Source organism: Mesorhizobium sp. M4A.F.Ca.ET.022.05.2.1 (genome assembly GCF_003998845.1).
Taxonomy (GTDB): domain Bacteria; phylum Pseudomonadota; class Alphaproteobacteria; order Rhizobiales; family Rhizobiaceae; genus Mesorhizobium.
In genome coordinates this window covers 1-16793 of sequence record NZ_RZOJ01000093.1, presented here as the reverse complement: position 1 = coordinate 16793, position 16793 = coordinate 1, and the positions used below count along the sequence as shown (strand labels likewise).

Annotated in this window: 17 protein-coding genes; 7 read left to right on the top strand and 10 right to left on the bottom strand. The window is 62.2% G+C overall.

The window, feature by feature from the left end; translation table 11 throughout:
* Nucleotides 1-337, bottom strand: a 337-nt coding sequence (locus tag EN745_RS13130) for an aminotransferase class I/II-fold pyridoxal phosphate-dependent enzyme (protein WP_127421441.1), incomplete at its 3' end; no start/stop codon positions are given.
* A 301-nt stretch (nucleotides 338-638) separates the two neighbouring features.
* On the opposite strand from EN745_RS13130, the gene EN745_RS13125 reads away from it, so the two are divergent.
* A complete protein-coding gene (locus EN745_RS13125) occupies nucleotides 639-2708 on the top strand; it encodes an EAL domain-containing protein (RefSeq protein ID WP_126055054.1) in 2070 nt (689 codons plus the stop codon).
* Between the two features lie 129 nt (nucleotides 2709-2837).
* Here the strand turns inward: EN745_RS13125 and EN745_RS13120 are convergent, their stop codons facing one another.
* Nucleotides 2838-3236, bottom strand: a complete 399-nt coding sequence (locus tag EN745_RS13120) for a MarR family winged helix-turn-helix transcriptional regulator (RefSeq protein WP_245455480.1) — start codon at nucleotides 3234-3236, stop codon at nucleotides 2838-2840.
* Between the two features lie 141 nt (nucleotides 3237-3377).
* On the opposite strand from EN745_RS13120, the gene EN745_RS13115 reads away from it, so the two are divergent.
* Complete coding sequence (locus tag EN745_RS13115; protein ID WP_126055056.1) at nucleotides 3378-3785, top strand: hypothetical protein; 408 nt, start codon at nucleotides 3378-3380, stop codon at nucleotides 3783-3785.
* A gap of 224 nt (nucleotides 3786-4009) precedes the next feature.
* Here the strand turns inward: EN745_RS13115 and EN745_RS13105 are convergent, their stop codons facing one another.
* Entirely contained in the window at nucleotides 4010-4747 is a 738-nt protein-coding gene (locus EN745_RS13105; RefSeq protein ID WP_126055057.1) for an HD domain-containing protein, read from the bottom strand.
* A 383-nt stretch (nucleotides 4748-5130) separates the two neighbouring features.
* Between EN745_RS13105 and queF the strand changes: the two genes are divergently transcribed.
* Nucleotides 5131-5592 carry a preQ(1) synthase gene (gene queF, locus EN745_RS13100; protein WP_126055058.1) on the top strand — a complete coding sequence of 154 codons (462 nt, stop codon included), beginning with the start codon at nucleotides 5131-5133 and terminating at the stop codon, nucleotides 5590-5592.
* A 19-nt stretch (nucleotides 5593-5611) separates the two neighbouring features.
* Here the strand turns inward: queF and EN745_RS13095 are convergent, their stop codons facing one another.
* The 3 genes from EN745_RS13095 to EN745_RS13085 form a co-directional block, all read right to left on the bottom strand.
* Nucleotides 5612-6190, bottom strand: a complete 579-nt coding sequence (locus EN745_RS13095) for a hypothetical protein (RefSeq protein ID WP_127399796.1) — start codon at nucleotides 6188-6190, stop codon at nucleotides 5612-5614.
* 4 nt (nucleotides 6191-6194) lie between these two features.
* Nucleotides 6195-6674 carry a DUF3828 domain-containing protein gene (locus EN745_RS13090; RefSeq protein ID WP_127421439.1) on the bottom strand — a complete coding sequence of 160 codons (480 nt, stop codon included), beginning with the start codon at nucleotides 6672-6674 and terminating at the stop codon, nucleotides 6195-6197.
* 112 nt (nucleotides 6675-6786) lie between these two features.
* The gene (locus EN745_RS13085; protein WP_127421438.1) at nucleotides 6787-8823 is read right to left on the bottom strand and encodes an NADH:flavin oxidoreductase; all 2037 of its coding nucleotides are present in this window, start codon (nucleotides 8821-8823) and stop codon (nucleotides 6787-6789) included.
* A 144-nt stretch (nucleotides 8824-8967) separates the two neighbouring features.
* Between EN745_RS13085 and EN745_RS13080 the strand changes: the two genes are divergently transcribed.
* Genes EN745_RS13080 through EN745_RS13070 form a run of 3 tightly spaced genes read left to right on the top strand, consistent with a single transcriptional unit; the run spans nucleotide 8968 to nucleotide 10972 of the window.
* Nucleotides 8968-9597 (top strand): TetR/AcrR family transcriptional regulator, encoded by a 630-nt coding sequence (locus EN745_RS13080; protein WP_126055061.1) that lies wholly within the window; start codon nucleotides 8968-8970, stop codon nucleotides 9595-9597.
* Between the two features lie 15 nt (nucleotides 9598-9612).
* Nucleotides 9613-10407, top strand: coding sequence for a pyrroline-5-carboxylate reductase dimerization domain-containing protein (locus EN745_RS13075; protein ID WP_127421437.1), 795 nt, complete (start codon nucleotides 9613-9615; stop codon nucleotides 10405-10407).
* Between the two features lie 49 nt (nucleotides 10408-10456).
* Nucleotides 10457-10972: a hypothetical protein gene (locus tag EN745_RS13070; protein ID WP_189363033.1), complete on the top strand. Its 516-nt coding sequence runs from the start codon at nucleotides 10457-10459 to the stop codon at nucleotides 10970-10972.
* A 70-nt stretch (nucleotides 10973-11042) separates the two neighbouring features.
* On the opposite strand, the gene EN745_RS13065 is transcribed toward EN745_RS13070, so the two are convergent.
* From EN745_RS13065 to EN745_RS13050, 4 genes are all read right to left on the bottom strand, one after another.
* Nucleotides 11043-12152 carry a mandelate racemase/muconate lactonizing enzyme family protein gene (locus EN745_RS13065; RefSeq protein WP_126055062.1) on the bottom strand — a complete coding sequence of 370 codons (1110 nt, stop codon included), beginning with the start codon at nucleotides 12150-12152 and terminating at the stop codon, nucleotides 11043-11045.
* A 100-nt stretch (nucleotides 12153-12252) separates the two neighbouring features.
* Nucleotides 12253-12945: a B12-binding domain-containing protein gene (locus tag EN745_RS13060; protein ID WP_126055063.1), complete on the bottom strand. Its 693-nt coding sequence runs from the start codon at nucleotides 12943-12945 to the stop codon at nucleotides 12253-12255.
* A 97-nt stretch (nucleotides 12946-13042) separates the two neighbouring features.
* On the bottom strand, nucleotides 13043-14692 hold the full coding sequence (locus EN745_RS13055) for an ABC transporter substrate-binding protein (RefSeq protein ID WP_127405733.1): 1650 nt from the start codon (nucleotides 14690-14692) through the stop codon (nucleotides 13043-13045).
* Nucleotides 14693-14734: 42 nt separating this feature from the next.
* On the bottom strand, nucleotides 14735-16285 hold the full coding sequence (locus EN745_RS13050; protein ID WP_127405734.1) for a trimethylamine methyltransferase family protein: 1551 nt from the start codon (nucleotides 16283-16285) through the stop codon (nucleotides 14735-14737).
* A 91-nt stretch (nucleotides 16286-16376) separates the two neighbouring features.
* Here EN745_RS13050 and EN745_RS13045 point away from each other — a divergent pair.
* Nucleotides 16377-16793, top strand: a 417-nt coding sequence (locus EN745_RS13045; protein WP_127421436.1) for a LysR family transcriptional regulator, incomplete at its 3' end; no start/stop codon positions are given.

Genomic DNA, 16793 nt, shown 5'->3' with positions numbered 1-16793 from the left:
CGTCGAAGCAGGAGCCGTAGAGGATGGTGTCGTCCATGCCGAGGAAGGACGAGATCGTCGCCTCCAGCTGCTTGTGCTCCTCCTGCGTGCCGCAGATGAAGCGCACCGAGGCCATGCCGTAGCCGTAGCGGTCGAGCGCATGCTTTGCCGCGTCGCGCAATTCGGCGCTGTCGGCGAGACCGAGATAGTTGTTGGCGCAGAAATTCAACACCTTTTGGCCGGCAACCTCGATCTCGGCCGATTGCATCGAGGCGATCACCCGCTCGGACTTGTAGAGTCCGGCCGTTTTCAGCCCCGCAAGTTCGCTGTCGATGTGGGAAAGGAATGCTGTGGTCATGATCCAACCCTGTTCGGTTTGACGCGGACTGTCGCCCCGCGTGGCTGAAAAATCCACCGCAAAAGCGACGGCTTCGGTGGTGCGGCGAAAGCTGGATGACATCCCGTTTTGGCGGCGCGTTCGACGATGCGTTCAAATGCATGGTTGCGGCGAAAGGACATGATAACCATTTCCGCAGCTTTCCCCCTCTGCGGGCGCAACAGGCGGGGCTGCTTGCCTGCCTGTTAACCCTTTCAAGTCAATGGTCTTCGCATAACGAAAACGAGGGCGGGAATCCGTCGGCGGGAGGGGTCACCCACACATGTCGCAGCAGCCGGTGCAAAGCGTTTCGCGCAAGCTGACACTGCTGATCAAGAGCGGCTACTGGCTGGCCCTGTTGATCATCGCCGCCATGGTGATGGGATCGTTCGTGCTCTTGCAGCAGATGATGGCGGCGCAGCAGAACAATGACACGCTGCTCAACATCGTCAGCACGCAGAAGGCGCTGTCGCAGCGGATCGTCTTCCTGGCCGGCGCGACGGGTGCGGCCTCGCGCGACAAGCAGCCGGCCCTCGTTGCCGCGCTCAAGCAGGCGACCGCGGAATTCGAAACGAATTACGATTTGCTCCTGGACAAGACGGGAGCCGATCCGATGTCGCCGGCGCGCTTCAATCCGAAGTCGATCGAGAACGTGCTGTTCGCCAAGCCGTTCCATCTCGATTACTTCTCCGTCGGGCTGATCGCCAATGGCAAACGCCTCATCTCCTCGTTCGAGACCAAGCTGACGACCGGCCTCGACGGCTACAAGGGCGGCGCCGACCGCGTCGATCTCGACGCCTCCGTGGCCAATGCCACGCTGTCGGGCTATGCCGCACTCGGCCAGCGCATCAGCGCGTTTGCCGACGAGCGCTCGGGACAGCTGCTCGATCTCCACCGCACCCTGTTCTTCGCCACCATCGGCGTCATAGTGCTGGTGGCGCTGTTCATCTTCCGGCCGATGTCGAAGGCTATCCTGCGCAAGACGCATGAGCTGGTCGACGCGCGCAACTCGATGGCCTTCATCGCCGTGCATGACGGGTTGACGGGCCTCCACAACCGAACCTTCCTCACCGATCATTTCGACACGCTGATCAAGGGCGCGCATCGCCGGCGCGAGCGGCTGGCGGTGATCCAGCTCGACCTCGACCGTTTCAAGCAGATCAACGACACGCTGGGCCACGCTGCCGGCGACTATGTGCTGGTCGTCACCGCTCAGCGCATGCGCGACTCCTGCCGGGCCTCGGACCTGTGCGCCCGACTCGGCGGCGACGAATTCGTGATGATCCTCAACGGCGCCGGCGGCACCGAGGACATCAACATGCTGGCCCGGCGCATCCTCGAGCAGATCAACGAGCCGATCACTTTCCAGGGCACGACCATTCTGCCGGGAGCTAGTGCCGGCATCGCGGTCTACCCGGTCGACGCCGACAATGCGGCGGACCTTTTGGTCCATGCCGATCTTGCGCTCTACTCGGCCAAGAAGCTCGGTGGCGGCAATTTCTCGTTCTTCTCCGAGGAACTGCGGCGCGAGCTCGACTACCGCAAGCAGCTCGAGCAAGACATCCGCTCGGCCATCGCCGACAAAACGTTCGAAGTCTATTTCCAGCCACAGGTGTCGCTCACCAGCGGCAAGATCAGCGGCATCGAGGCGCTGGTGCGTTGGAAGCACGCCGAACGCGGCATGATCTCGCCGGGCGAGTTCATTCCGGTCGCCGAGAAATGTGGCTTCATGCCGGACATCGGCCGCATCGTCATCACCAAGGCGATCAATGAGGCGGCGGAGTGGGACCGGGCCGGCATCGATTTCGGGCGGCTCGCCGTCAATGTCTCCGGCACCGAACTGCGCGAGCCAGACTTCGACAGGTTCCTGTTCGGCACGCTGGAAAAGGCTGGGCTGGCGCCGCAGAAACTGTCGCTGGAGATCGTCGAGTCGGTCATCCTCGACGATGAAAAGACCGGCATCGCTGCCAAGCTCAGGCAGATCCGCGCGGCCGGCGTCCATCTAGAGCTCGACGATTTCGGCACCGGCTATGCCTCGCTCAGCCACGTCAACCCGAACGAGATCGACCGACTGAAGATCGACCGCCGCTTCGTCCAGAACATCAACGAGAACGGCGACAACTCCAAGATCGTGCGCGCCATCACCGAGCTTGCACGAGGGCTGGGCATTTCGATCGTGGCGGAAGGTGCAGAGACCGAAGCCGAGCTCGATTCGCTGATGGCGATCGGCTGCGACCAGGTGCAGGGCTATTCCATCGCCTTCCCGATGCCGCAAGACAAGGCGCGCGAATGGCTGACGGCGCGCAGTCCGAAGAAGGCGAAGCTGAAGGTGCTGCAGGGCAGCCTGGCCTGAAGGTGCATTGACATTCAAGTGATGCGGGCCGGCAAATGCCGGCTTCCTGCGCTGATCACCGCGTTGAAGCTGCGCCGCTACGCTTTGGCGCGATCGCCGGCCTGTAACGGGTGAGGCGGCGGCGCTCCGTCAGCCACCCACATTCGCCCGCAACGCCGCAAGCACCTCCGCGAATTCGGCCAGCCGGTCGTCCGGCAATCCCGCCCGCAACCGCTTGTCGAAGGCGACGGCCGCCAATCGCAATTTCTCGAACATCGCTTCGCCGGCCTCGGTCAGCGCCACCTGATGGACCCGGCGGTTTTGCGGATCGCGTCGCCGCGTCAGCAACCCCTGCGCCTCCATGGCGTTGAGATGATGGGTCAGCGTCGCGCCCTGGATGCCGATCATGCCGGCAAGCTCGCGCTGGTTGGCGAGTTCCTTCGACTTGACTGAAAGTAAGGTCACCCAGACCGGCAGCGTGCCACCAGCCTCCACCAGCGCAGCGTCGAAGGCTTGCGCCACCAGCTTGGAGGTGCGGGCCAGATTCATTCCGACGGGCGGGCGGTCAAAGGGTGTCATGATACGACAGTAGAACAAGGCGCTGGGCGTTGGAACGTGCCATCATAGATTGACATCAAATCATTTGATATCTAACTATTTGGCCAGCGGTGGGAAGGAAGGAATGCGGTCATGCAATATGTCTACATCATCGTCATCGGCCTTCATGTCATGGCCGGCGTGTTCTGGGCCGGCACCACCATCACGCTCGCCCGCGATCCCGAGATCAGGGCTGAGCGCTTCATCCGGCCGCAACTCGGCGCATCGGGCATGGTGTTCCTGACCGGCGCGCTGCTCTGGTATTTCTTCCACGAGGGCAGCTTCGGCTCGATGGAGATTGTGCTGGCAATCGGCATCGTGGCGGCCATCGCGGCCGCCGGCGTCCTCGGCGCCATGGTGCGCCGGCCGAGCAGCCAACTTGCCGGTGCCGATGCAGCCACCGAACCAATGCTGCGCGCGAAGATGGCCAACGGCGAACGCATCGCCGCCTGGCTGCTGGTGCTCACCGTGCTGTGCATGGCCACCGCAAGGATGTTCTAACTCGGAAAAATCGCTCGGCGCCGGCGCCAAGGCGGTGTCGGGCGTGGCGCGCACCGGACCGGCGCGGCAGGTGGCTCTCCTTGCGAAGATCCGGTGCGCGTGCCTCGCTAGAGCGGTTCATCGTTTCACGGAAACGCAGAACCGCTCTATCTCTTTGTTTTGGCGCAACTCCGGACGGAAAACCGCTACGCACTTTTCCTGGAATTGCGCTGGCGGCGCGGCCGTCAAAGCACCTCCACCCTACCTCCGCGCAACTTGTCCCGACGCAGCTTGAGGTAGTTGCGCACATTCGGCGCAATGCGAAAACCTTCCAGCCTGGTATCCTCGAGTGCCGCCGCCCACCCCAACGCCCCGTAGCGGCTGCCATAGGCTTCGATCGTGGCCGCAAGGCTCTCGCGGCCGATGCGCCGGGCCAGAATGGCGCAGGCAGCAACCCGCGATTCAATCGACCGGCCATATTTGGGCGCGAATGCCAGCCCGCCATCCGCCAGATCGTCGACATCATGCGCAAGGACAAGGAAAAGGATGTCCTCATCGCCGGCTGGCACGCCTTTCTCCACAAGGCGCTCGGGGTCTCCGGTGTCGAACTTCATCGCCCCTACCCTGGCGACAAGACCTTCTACCCGGGGTCCGAGCTTCTGCTCCAGCCACTTGCGGTGGGTTTCGGTGCGCCGACTGGATTTGCCGTCAGGATATTGGGCGCTGTCATAGGAGGCGTGGAACATCGCCGCGAGAACAAGATCCAGATCCTTGTCGAAATGCGCAACCGATGATGCGGCGCCGACGGCATGGCAGATGAAGGGCCGCCCCGTTTTGCGGTAGCGGCCATTGAACATCGCGCAAGCCACGCGGTAGGCCTTCTGGACGCGAAGGATATCGTCTACCGCATGCCCGGCGTCGTGCAGTTGCATGTAAAGCGCCGTATTGGTCTGGCGCGGAACGAACAAGTCTTGTGCGGTCAAGCAAGCCCCCGACTGTGCGGACCCTTCGGCACGGGTTGTGCCGCCCCCGGATCGGCGACAGAAAATTGCAAATATGACCGGCCAAGTCCAGTCAGGCCGACTTGGCGGCCGCGGTCAGATCCGCAAGCCGAATCGTATGCCGTCATTGATGGCGGCGTGGATGGAGAAGCGGACCCTGCTGGTCTTTGTCTTCCTGCGCATTCAAGTCGCGGGGGAGCGTCGTCCCGCTTCCATTTCACGCATCGGATTGGTCCGAAAACCGCTGCGCGGCTTTCAGTCCGGTGCTAATGAGCGGCGCAAATCCGCCGCGTCCGAGGGACCGCGGCGCTATTTCCGTTTTTGTTTGCGCCTCCGGAGCATCCGGCGGCAGCAAGGAGCCCCCAATGACCGACACCAAGAACCTTAGCCAGCTCGGCAAGCACGTCGAGACGCCACAGAGCCCGGAACAGGCGGTGCTGGAGACTGTGCCGTTTTCGCGCGGTGACGGGCCGCCGGCGATCGTGCGCTTCACCTGCCCGGAATTCACCTCGCTCTGCCCGGTCACCGGTCAGCCGGATTTCGCCCATATCGTCATCGACTACGCGCCCGATGCCTCGCTGGTGGAATCGAAATCGCTGAAGCTGTTCATGACCTCGTTCCGCAACCATGGCGCCTTCCACGAGGAATGCACGGTCATGATCGGCCGCCGCATCGTGGAGGCGACCAAGCCGCTCTGGCTGCGCGTCGGCGGCTACTGGTTCCCGCGCGGCGGCATCCCGATCGACGTGTTCTGGCAGACGGGCGCGCCGCCCAAGGACGCCTGGCTGCCCGACACCGGCGTCGCGCCCTATCGCGGCAGGGGCTGAGCAGGCTCGATGATATCGCCTATTCGCACTGGTATTGGCTGAGAGCCCATTCGCCGGTGACCGACAGAAGGTCCGATATCTTCCAGGCGCCGCCGACCTTCCTGAGCTTCCATTCGAGCCGGTGCGCATTGTTGGCGACGACGAAGGCGACGACCACCTTGGCGTCGTCACCCTTGACCGCCTCGATGGTCTTGAGGCTGCCGTCGATCGCGGGCTTGTCGTAGTCGGCATTGTCCAGCGCCATGTTGGGATCGAGGCACTCCCCCTGCCCCGACTTGCGCAGCGCATCGCTCTTGTCGAGCACGGTCCTGGCCGGATCGATGAAGTTCTTGCGCTCAGCCGGATCGAGCTCCAGCCCGAGATGCTCGTAGAAAGGTTTTACAACCGCCGTCGGCGAACCCGGCAGCACGGGTGCTGCCGGCGCACTTTCAGCTGGCGGCGATGCGGCCGCCGGGGGTGCTGGCGATGTGTCGTCGGAAGGCGCATTGTCGGCCGGAGCATTTGCCGGTGGCGCGCCGAACAGGCCCTGGGCGCTGACGCTCAAGCCAGTCGCCAGCATCGAGATGGTCGCAAGCGCCAGGGCAATACGGCGAACCATCGCTTCACTCCGGCGCCTTGCCGGGCATGCATTCCAGCGCGCTCAGCGTCCAGCCACTGGTCTTGGAGGCGATGTCGGCTATCTTCCACTTGCCGTCGACCTTCTTCAGCGACCAGACCATTTCACGTTTGGAATCATCGCCTTCCGGGAAAAGGCTGAAGGTCGCCGTCACTTCGGCGCTATCGCCGTTGACGGTCTCGGCAAGCTTCAGCGTCTTCGACAGGGTTTTCTGGTCGAAGTCCTGCGCGTCGAGGCCCGGATCGAAGTCGAGGCAGGCGACCTCGTCCGGGTTGTTCTTGGCGGCCTGGTCGTTGAGGGCGAACAGCTTGGTGACCGGCTCGGTGAAACGGTCGCGATACTGCTCGTCGCCCTCGAACCTGACCTCAGGCACATAGAAGAACTTCACGACATTGGAAGCCGGCCCGGCCAGGGCGGCCGCAGGCACTGCGATCGAGAGGGCGGCGGCAAGCGCAGTCAGTTTCATCCGAAAATCTCCAGGCTTTCGTGGCGCGAACCATTCAATACCACGAATCCTGTATCTGGTTATGGCTGAACCCTTGATATGAATGAGCGGAGCGTTCGTCCGCTGCCAGCCATCAGATATCCTTCGCCAGGCGCAGCGCGTCATAGATCGCGGCGTGGGTGTTGCGCGCTGAGACCGCGTCTCCGATGCGGAAGAGCTGGAACTGACCCTCCGGATTGCGCACCACCGACTGCGGTTGCCCGGCGATGAGCTCGTCGTGCGAAACCTCGCCGTGATTGGTCGATTTCGGTTTCAGTTCGAAATAGATGTCGTCGAGCGGAATGGTGCCGTGATTGACGACAACCTGGTCCACGATGCGCTGTTTGGAGACGCCGCCGTAGTCGCTGCCGACATGTGCAATGAGCTGGTTACCGTTCTTTTCAACAGACTCGAGCCGATAGGTAACCGTGAAGGTCACATCGAGTTTTTGAAGAGATCTCATGTAAGGCACGAGATTCATAGCCATGACCTCGGGTGAGAAGGACCGGTCCGGTGTCATGATCTCGACCTTCGCTCCGGCGCCCGCGAGGAATTCGGCAGCCTGGAGTGCCGCGTGGTCACCCGCATCGTCGAAGATGAGGACATTGGTCCCCGGCTTCGCGTCGCCGGAGATGATGTCCCATGAAGACACCACGAACTCGTTGCCCTTGGATAGGACATCGGTGTGCGCCACTCCGCCGGTGGCAATGATGACGACGTCCGGATTTTCAGCCTCGATGGTTTCGGCTTCCGCCCAGGTATTGAACTGGATGGACACTCCGTGCTTTTCGCACTGAGCCATTCGCCATTCGATGATGCTCATCATCTCCGTGCGACGCGGGCTCTGCGCCGTCAGGCGGATCTGCCCTCCCGGACCGCTTGCGGCCTCGAAGACCACCACCTCATGTCCCCGCTCGCCGACAACGCGCGCGGCCTCGAGGCCAGCCGGACCGGCGCCGACGACGACAACTTTCTTGCGGGTCGCGGCCTTGGCGACGATGTGCGGCATGGTCACCTCGCGACCGGTCGCCGCGTTATGAATGCAGTATGCCGCTCCGCCCTGGTAGATACGGTCGAGGCAATAATTGGCGCCTACGCAGGGCCTGATTTCGTCTTCGCGCTTTTCGATGATCTTGCGCACGATGTGCGGGTCGGTCATATGAGCGCGCGTCATGCCGATCATGTCCACCTTGCCCGACGCGATCGCGTGGCGCGCAGTCGCCACATCCGGTATTTTCGCCGCGTGAAAGGTCGGGAAGTTGGTCGCAGCGCGAATCTCGCCCGCAAAATCAAGGTGCGGCGAGTTCGTCATTCCCTGAATTGGGATGACGTCCGTCAGGCCGGCGTCGGTGTCGATGTGGCCGCGGATCACGTTGAGGTAGTCGATAAGTCCGCTTTCCTTGAGGCGTCTGGAGATTTCAAAACCCTCCGCCTTGCCGGTGCCGCCGGGGAGACATTCATCCGCGGTATATCGAACGCCCAGGATGAAATCCTCGCCAACCCGAGCGCGGATCGCCTTCAAGACATCCATGCAGAAGCGCATGCGGTTGTCGAGCGAACCGCCGTAAGGACCGTCAAGATCGTTCGTCAGTGGAGACGTGAACTGATCGAGCAAGTGGCCGTAAGCCTCGAGCTCGACGCCATCCATCCCGCCTGCCTTCATTCGCTCGGCGGCATCCGCGAAGTCCTTGATGATGCGCTCGATATCCCAGTCTTCAATCTTCTTGGGAAAGGCGCGGTGTGAGGCTTCACGCTGATGGGACGGAGCCACGACGGGAAGCCAATCGCCTTTGTCCCAACGTGTGCGCCGTCCAAGATGGGTCAGTTGGATCATGATGGCGGCGCCCTCTTCGTGGACCGCATCGGTCATTTTCCTGATCCACGGCACGATCTCGTCCTTGTAGGCGAGCAGGTTATTGAAAACCGGAGGACTGTCCTTCGAAACCGCCGCAGACCCCGCCGTCATCGTCATCGCCACACCGCCCCTGGCCCTTTCCACCGTGTAAGCAAGATAGCGCTGCTTCGGCATCCCATCCTCCGGATAAGCCGGCTCGTGGGACGTCACGATGATGCGATTGCGAAGGGTCAAATGCTTGAGCTTGTAAGGCTGCAGAAGGGGATCGTTCGACATCTGACGGACTCCGGCTGGGGGCACATGCGACGCTATTCGAAAATGTACAGATATGTCAAGTTTGAGTTCTGTCAGGTCGACTAAATCGACATAAGTGTACATTTTGCTGGTTTTCATTCCGACATTTTGATAGGCAGGACGCTCATGGAGCAGATTTCGAACGATAGCGGTTGGCGCGGATCGCCGGAGGGGTGGCTTGGAGCCGCCTACGACCTGCTTCTGGAATCCGGCGTCGATACGGTGCGAATTTCGCCGCTTGCCAAGAAGCTGGGCCTGTCGCGCACCAGCTTCTATTGGTTCTTCAAGGACCGAGAAGAACTGCTGGCTGCCCTCGTGACCCGTTGGCGGGACAAGAACACCGGCAACCTCGTCAAGCAGGCTGAGGCATATGCCGAGACGATCGCCGAAGCGATGCTGAACGTCTTCGACTGCTGGCTCGACAAGTCCCTGTTCGATGCCCAGTTCGAGTTCGCGGTCAGAAGCTGGGCGCTTCAGTCGCCTGAGATTCTGGCAGAGGTACACAAAGCCGACCAGACGCGTCTCGACGCAATGAGCCAGATGTTCGTCCGCTTCGGCCACGAGGAAAGCTCAGCCGACGTCCGAGCGCGCACCATCTACCTCGTGCAGATCGGCTACATCTCGATGCAGACCAAGGAGGATCTCGCGATCCGGATGAAGCGCATCCCCGGCTACGTCGAAATTTTTACAGGCCAGGCCCCGCACAAGCGCGAGTTGGACCGGTTCTTCGCCAGGCATGGCTATTCGGCGGATTGAGGAAGAGCTTCGACAATGGGCGAGCCCGTGAGGATCGGAATAATCGGTGGAGGCGGCTGGCTTGGGCGCGCCATCGTCGAGGCCATCATCGATGCCCAAATAGTCGCCGCCGAGCACCTCACGCTGTCTTATAGAAGCGGGCAATCCGGCTTTCTGCCAAATGCTACATGGACGAGGGACAATCAGGAACTGGTGGATCGATCCGAGGTTATCATCGTATCGGTCCGCCCCCAGGATTGGCCTGCCATCGACATTTCTGCGCATGGCAAGCTCGCCATGTCGGTCATGGCCGGGATTCCCATCGACCAATTGGCGTCACGTCTCAAGACCGATCGTATCGTCCGCACGCTTCCGAACGCGGTGGCGGAGGTGCGCAATTCCTATACTCCCTGGATAGACTCTGAGGGCATCACCCCGGATGATCGCAATCTGGTTCGTCAAATTCTAGCGGCCTGTGGCGCTGCCGATGAAGTCAAAAGCGAAGCAGATATCGACTACCTGACGGGCCTCACAGGATCCGGCCCGGCGTTTCCGGCGCTTTTGGCGGCGGCAATGATGGACGATGCCGTCGGCCGAGGAATGAGCCCGGACATGGCCCGCAGGAGCGTCAGCGCGGTCCTGATTGGAACTGGAAAGCTGCTCGAGGCGCGGGGAGAAAATCCCAACGACATTGTCCAGACCTTCCTCGACTACCGTGGCACCACCGCGGCGGCAATCGAGGCAATGCGCGCATCTGGGTTTGAAGCAGCCGTGCGAGACGGCCTCGCTGCCGCGCTTCAGAAATCTGTGAGTATGGGCCAAGCCTCCTGACCGCCGCACCAGGCGGGTAACGCCGTCAACCGATCGCTGAGGAGATACGATGTCAAAGCTGCCGGCAATGCCTAGCCTGCCAGGCATAGAGAAGGGCAACGTCTTCTCGATCGAATCCGTCATGGCCCGTCATGCGAGCCCAGGCAGGCATGTGCTTCTGCTCGATGAAGGCGGCGGCTGGCGCGGCTGCGGCACGGCCTGGAAACTTGCCGAGGATGGCCACCAGGTGACCATTCTCACGCCCGATCCGCTGGTTGGCAAGGAACTGCAGCGGACGGCCGCCGATTTCCCGCTGCGACGGACACTGCGCCAGCTTGGCGTCAAATGGTTGGTGGATGTCAGCATCCTGGAGTGGCATGGGGACGGCGTGACCATCGTCGACCACAACACCCGTGACGAGAGCTTCGTCCAGGGCGTTTGTCTTGTTCTCGCAACGACCAACGTGGCGACGGATTGGCTGGCGAAGGAGTTGGAGGGTTCGTCCCAGCCGGTGATGGAAGTCGGCGACGGAGTCGCCCCTCGCCAGGCGCCCTATGCGTTCCACGAAGGACGGAAAATTGCCTAGCGGCTATGATCCGCGCGCGCTCCGCTTGCGCTTCATGAACGTTCTCTCTGCAATGCTGCGGCGCGACCCCTCAGCCTCCGAAAGTCGCGACAGGCGTTTTGAGTTGGGATCGCTCAGGCTTGATACCGAGCCCCGGTATCTGGGGGACGCGTATATGCCCGTTTTCGATAACGACGGGGTTTACGGGATCCGTATGCCCTTCGATGTATTCCTGCGCGATCCAGGCCCCCTCAAAACGTCTCGGCTCGACGGTCGCGGCGAGGTGTACGCATGCCGCGGCGATGATGTCACCACCCCAGGCATCGTCGCAGCTGTGCGGAAGCGATCGTATCGCGCACAGGTCGCGGACCGTGACCATCTTGGTGAGACCGCCAAGGCGGGTGACCTTCAATCCGAATCCGTCCGCGATGCCTGAAGAGACTGCCCGCAGGACGGCATTCAAATCCTCGGTATTCTCATCGAGGTAGACCGGATGGGTCACGCGTCCCTTGAGGCTCGCGACTTCCTCCATCGTGTTGCAGGGTTGTTCGAACACGAACGGTATTGCCTGGCAAAGCCGATCGATGTGCAGCGCCGCCGCGGTGGTGAGGCCACGATTGGCGTCGACGGCCATCCGGGCCTTGAAGCCAACGGCTTCCCATACCTTGTGCACGGTGGCGACGTCTTGTTCGAGATCCCGTCCGCCGATCTTGACCTGAAGCCGCCTGTATCCGGCCTTGACCTTGTCGATGGCGATACGCGCGGTCTCGTCCGGTGCCCCGACGACAGTCGAGTAGTAGGACGGCACACGGTCGGTCAGCGCGCCGCCCAGAAGCGTTGAAACCGGTACGCCCAGCCGCTGGCCGGCGAGGTCCAGGAAAGCTATGTCCAAAGCTGCCTTGGCATAGTTGTGGCCGTTCAGCCGCTCGTCCATTCTTTTCGCAAGGCGGCGCATGGACGTCGTGTCCTCGCCGACGAGCCCGGGCGCCATTTCGGCGATTGCCGCTCTCGCCCCCAGAGCATGTTGAGGCTGATAGACAGGGCCGACCGGGCAAGTCTCGCCCCAGCCTGACAGTCCGTCCTCGGTGGTGACTTCAACGAGCGTGCTGTCCAGATTCCGCACGGTATCGCTGGCCATCCGGTAGGCACCGCCTTTGATGGGCAGAAGCACCTGATAGACTTTGATCGACTCGATGCGCATGCGGACCTTAGCCCCCTTCGAGCCCAGCGATTCTGGCCATCTTGCTATCCCGGTGCATGACGGCGCTCCCGGTCACAAACCTGGATCGCATTTGCCGTGGTCAAGCCCGCACATTGTGCTTGCGCTTCATGAAGTCCTTGGCGGTCTCGACCGCGACCGCCGCGTCGCGGCAGTAGGCGTCGGCGCCGACAGCCTTGCCGAACTCCTCGTTGAGCGGCGCGCCGCCGACCAGCACGACATAGTCGTCGCGGATGCCCTTTTCCTTCATCGTGTCGATGACGACCTTCATGTAGGGCATGGTGGTGGTCAGCAGCGCCGACATGCCGATGATGTCGGGCTGGTGCTGCTCGATCGCCTCCAGATACTTCTCGACCGCATTGTTGATGCCGAGGTCGATGACGTCGAAGCCGGCGCCCTCCATCATCATGCCGACGAGGTTCTTGCCGATGTCGTGGATGTCGCCCTTGACGGTGCCGATCACCATCTTGCCCTGCTTGGGCGCGCCGGTGGCGGCAAGCAGCGGGCGCAGGATGGCCATGCCGGCCTTCATGGCGTTGGCCGACAACAGCACTTCCGGCACGAACAGGATGCCGTCGCGAAAATCCTCGCCGACGATGCGCATGCCTTCGACCAGCGCCTCGGTCAGCACCTTGTAGGGTGCCCAGCCGCGCTCGAGAAGGATATGCGTGCCTTCCTCGATCTCTTCCTTCAGCCCGTCATAAAGGTCGTCGTGCATCTGCTGCACGAGCTCGTCGTCGGAAAGCTCGGAAAGGATGATCTCGTCGTCGGACATTTTTTCTCGGCGCCAATTGCTCATGAGTGATTTACGGACCGCCGGCACCTTTGTCAGAGGTGCCGGCGGCAGTTGCTTGCAAGTCTCGGGAGTTATTTCAGGCGTCCAGCCAGACGTTTTGGAAATCCATTTCGTAGGTCTGGTGCATTGAATAGTTCTTCACCTTCTTGCTCATGTGACAGTAGAGCTTCTGCCAGAACGGCTGGATGATGACGCCGGAATCCTGCAGGATCTGCTCGACGTCCTTCATGACCTCCTTGCGCTTGGCGGGATCGGCCAGCGAGAGCGCCTCCTTGAGTTTGGTGTCGAAATCCGGGTTCGCGAACGCCGTCTCATTCCAGGCCTCGCCCGAGCGATAGCCGAGCGCCAGTACCTGCACGCCGAGCGGACGCATGTACCAGATGGTCATCGAATAAGGATACTTCGTCCAGTCGTTCCAGAAGGTCGAGCCCGGCAGCACCGTACGCTTCACCTTGATGCCGGCATCGCGCAACTGGCCGGCAATCGCATCGCCGGTGTTCTTCTGCCATTCGTCCTCGACGGTGATCAGCTCATGCTCGAAGTCGGCCTGCCCGGCATCGGCCATCAGCTTCTTGGCTGCGGCGGCATCGCGTGCCTTCTTGGGCAGCGGATAGTATTCGGGATGGATCGGGCTGACGTGGTGGTTCTCGCCGACCGTGCCGCGCCCGGCATAGCCGAGCTGCATGACGGCATCGTTGTCGACGGCCATCTGCAGCGCGTTGCGCACCCGCTGATCGTCATAGGGCTTGTGGGTGATGTTGGTGCGGGCAACGAGCGTGGTCGCCGTCGCGACCTCCGATTTCACCAGATCCATCTTGTCGAGGGCGTCGATGAAGTCGGCCGGCGTTTCGAAATCGAGGTCGATCTCGCCGGAATCGAAGGCATTCAGCGTGGCGTTGAAGTCAGTGCCGTAGTCGATGAACTCGACACCGTCGAGCGGCGTTTCGCCTCCCCACCACTTGCCGTTCTCGCGACGCTTGACGACCGCCTTCTGGCCGACATCGTAGGATACCAGCTCGAACGCTCCGGTGCCGATCGGCTTCTTGATTGGGTCGGCGCCATCCTTGTCGAAGTCGCGATGCACGACCAGCGCCGGATAGTCGGTGAAGCCCGGTATGATCGCGATATCGGCTTCGCTGAGCTTCAGCTTGACCGTATGGTCATCGACCTTGGTGATTGCGCCATCCCTTGCCTTACCGGTCTTGGCGTCGACCAACGCGCCGACGCGGGCGGCCATGGAATTGCCGGACGCCCCCTTCTCGCACCAGCGATTCAGGTTGAAGACCACGTCATCGGCGTTGAAGGCATCGCCATTGTTCCAGGTGACGCCCTTGCGCAGGTGCAGCGTGTATTCGGTGGCGTCGTCGTTGATGTCCCAGCTCTCCAGCAGCACCGGCTCGAAGGTGAACTGGTGCGTGTAGCGGACGAGCGGCTCCAGCCAGCAACGGGTGACGTTCGCCATCTCGGTCCAGTCATAGGTGCGCGGATCCTTCTGCGCCTTGACCGACATCGAGACGTGCAGCGTGCCGCCTTTCTTGGGCTCGTCGGCCAGTGCTTTTGTCGGCGCGGCAAGGCCGATCATGCCATAGGCGAACGCCGTCGACGCGCCGAAGGCGCTGGCCAGGGCCAGGAATTCACGCCTGTCCATGCGGCCCGCCCGCGTTTCTTCTGCCATTGCCTCGATAGCGCCCGGCACGCGGTCGCCATTGCTTCTGAAGAGCGTCATGTTTTCCTCCCTTATGGTTCGTCAGGTTCTTCGCCTGTCTTACTAACTAACGCTGTCCGGCAGTTTTTCCTCACGCCGCGCGATCAAATCCTTGAGACCCTCGGCGATGCCCTCGTCGAGCTTCGGCTCCTCATAGTCGGCCAGCATGTTGCGCGCCTTCTCACGGCCGCGCGTGTCGTGGTCCTTCGCGCCTTCGGCGTTCCATTGCTCGTACGAATTGAAGTCCATGATCGAGGGCATGAAGAAAGCGGACTCGAAATGTTCGAGCGTGTGCTGGGTGCCGAGGAAATGGCCCTGCGGCCCCACCTCGCGGATCGCCGCCATCGCTTCCTTGAAATCGTCGAAGGGAAGGCCGCCGGCATATTTGTACCAGCCGACAAGCTGCTCGCAGTCGGTGGCGAATTTCGAATAGCCGCAGGTCAGCCCCGCCTCCAGCCATCCGGCCGAATGCCAGATGTAGTTGGCGCCGGCGAGGATGGCGGCATGCATCAGCATGTTCGCCTCGTAGCCGGCCTGGGCGTCGTTCAATTTGGAGCCGACATGGAAGCCCGAGGTACGCCACGGCAGTTTATATTTCCTGGCCAGCGCGCCCATCAGATACATCATCTGCGCCGCCTCCGGCGTGCCGCCCATCGGCGCTCCGGTCTTCATGTCCACCGTCACCATGAACTGGCCGTAGATCTGCGGCGAGCCCGGACGCAGCAGCTGGGTGAAGGCGACGCCGGCCAGCGCTTCCGCATTGACCTGCGCCACCGCGCCGACGGCGGAGGCCGAGGTCGAGGCGCCGCACAGAGCGAAGGGCGCCAGGATCAGCGGCTGGTTACTGCGCGCATAGACCTTCATCGCGTCCAGCATGGTGGCGTCCCACACCAGCGGCGAGTTACAGTTGGTGATCGAGACAAGGACCGAATTGTCGCGCACATAGTCCTCGCCGAAGACGATGCCGGCCATCGCCATCGTGTCTTCGGCGCGTTCCTTCGACGTCACGATGCCCATGAAAGGCTTGTCGGAGTGCTTCAGGGCCGAATGGATGATGTGGAGGTGACGCTTCGGGACCGCAATTTCCATCGGCTCGCAGATGACCGAGCTCGACGAGTGCAACGCCGGCGCCATGTAGGCGAGCTTGTGGAAATTGTTGAGGTCGGCGAGCGAGCCGTAGCGCCTGTTGTTGTCGAGGTCACGCACATAGGGCGCGCCATACATCGGCACGAAGATGGAATTCTTGCCGCCAACGCGAACGGTGCGCTCGGGGTTGCGGGCGTTGAGGGTGAATTCCGATGGGACCTTGGAAACCAGCTCCATCAACAGCGCACGGTCGATACGGACGCGTGTTTCCGAGACATCGGCCCCCGCGGCCTTCCACAGGGCGATCGCCTCGTCGTCGCGGAACTCACAGCCCACCTCTTCGAGGATCGCGAGCGACTCCTGGTGGATCAATTCCACCGCCTCGTCGGGAACCATCTGATAGGCGGGGATCTGGCGCACCAGCGTCGGAAACGAGGCTATGGGGGCGCCCCGCATCGCCTTGCGCCCCAGGCGGCCGCCGCTTCTGCGGTTAGCATGTTCGGTCACTGCAACGGCCGGTGCATTCATGGCAATTTATCCTCCAATAGCCCGTCAATTTAGCGGGCCAAAATATGGCTGTGACGCTGGAAAATCCTGATCGCTTGTATAAACTCTGCTTATGCGAAGCCTGCGCCACTTGCTGCCCTCCGCCGGCAGCCTGATCGTCTTCGAGGCGGCCGGCCGGCTGTCGAGCTTCACCGCCGCCGGGCGCGAGCTCGGCATGACGCAGGCCGCCGTGTCCTATGCCGTGCGCGGGCTGGAGGAACAGCTCGGCGCCAAGCTTTTCCAGCGCCGCCACCGCCAGGTTGTCCTGACGGAGGCCGGCGAGCGCTTCCACGCCGACGTCTCGCTCGGCCTGTCGCATATCCGCAAATCGGCGGAGGACCTGCGCCTGCAGGCGACCGGGGGCCATGTTACGCTGGCCGCGTCGACCGCCTTCGGCTCGTTCTGGATGATGCCGCGCCTGCAGCAATTCCGCGACGAGCTGCCGGGCATCGATCTGCGTATCCAGACCGCCGATCGCGACCTCGACATC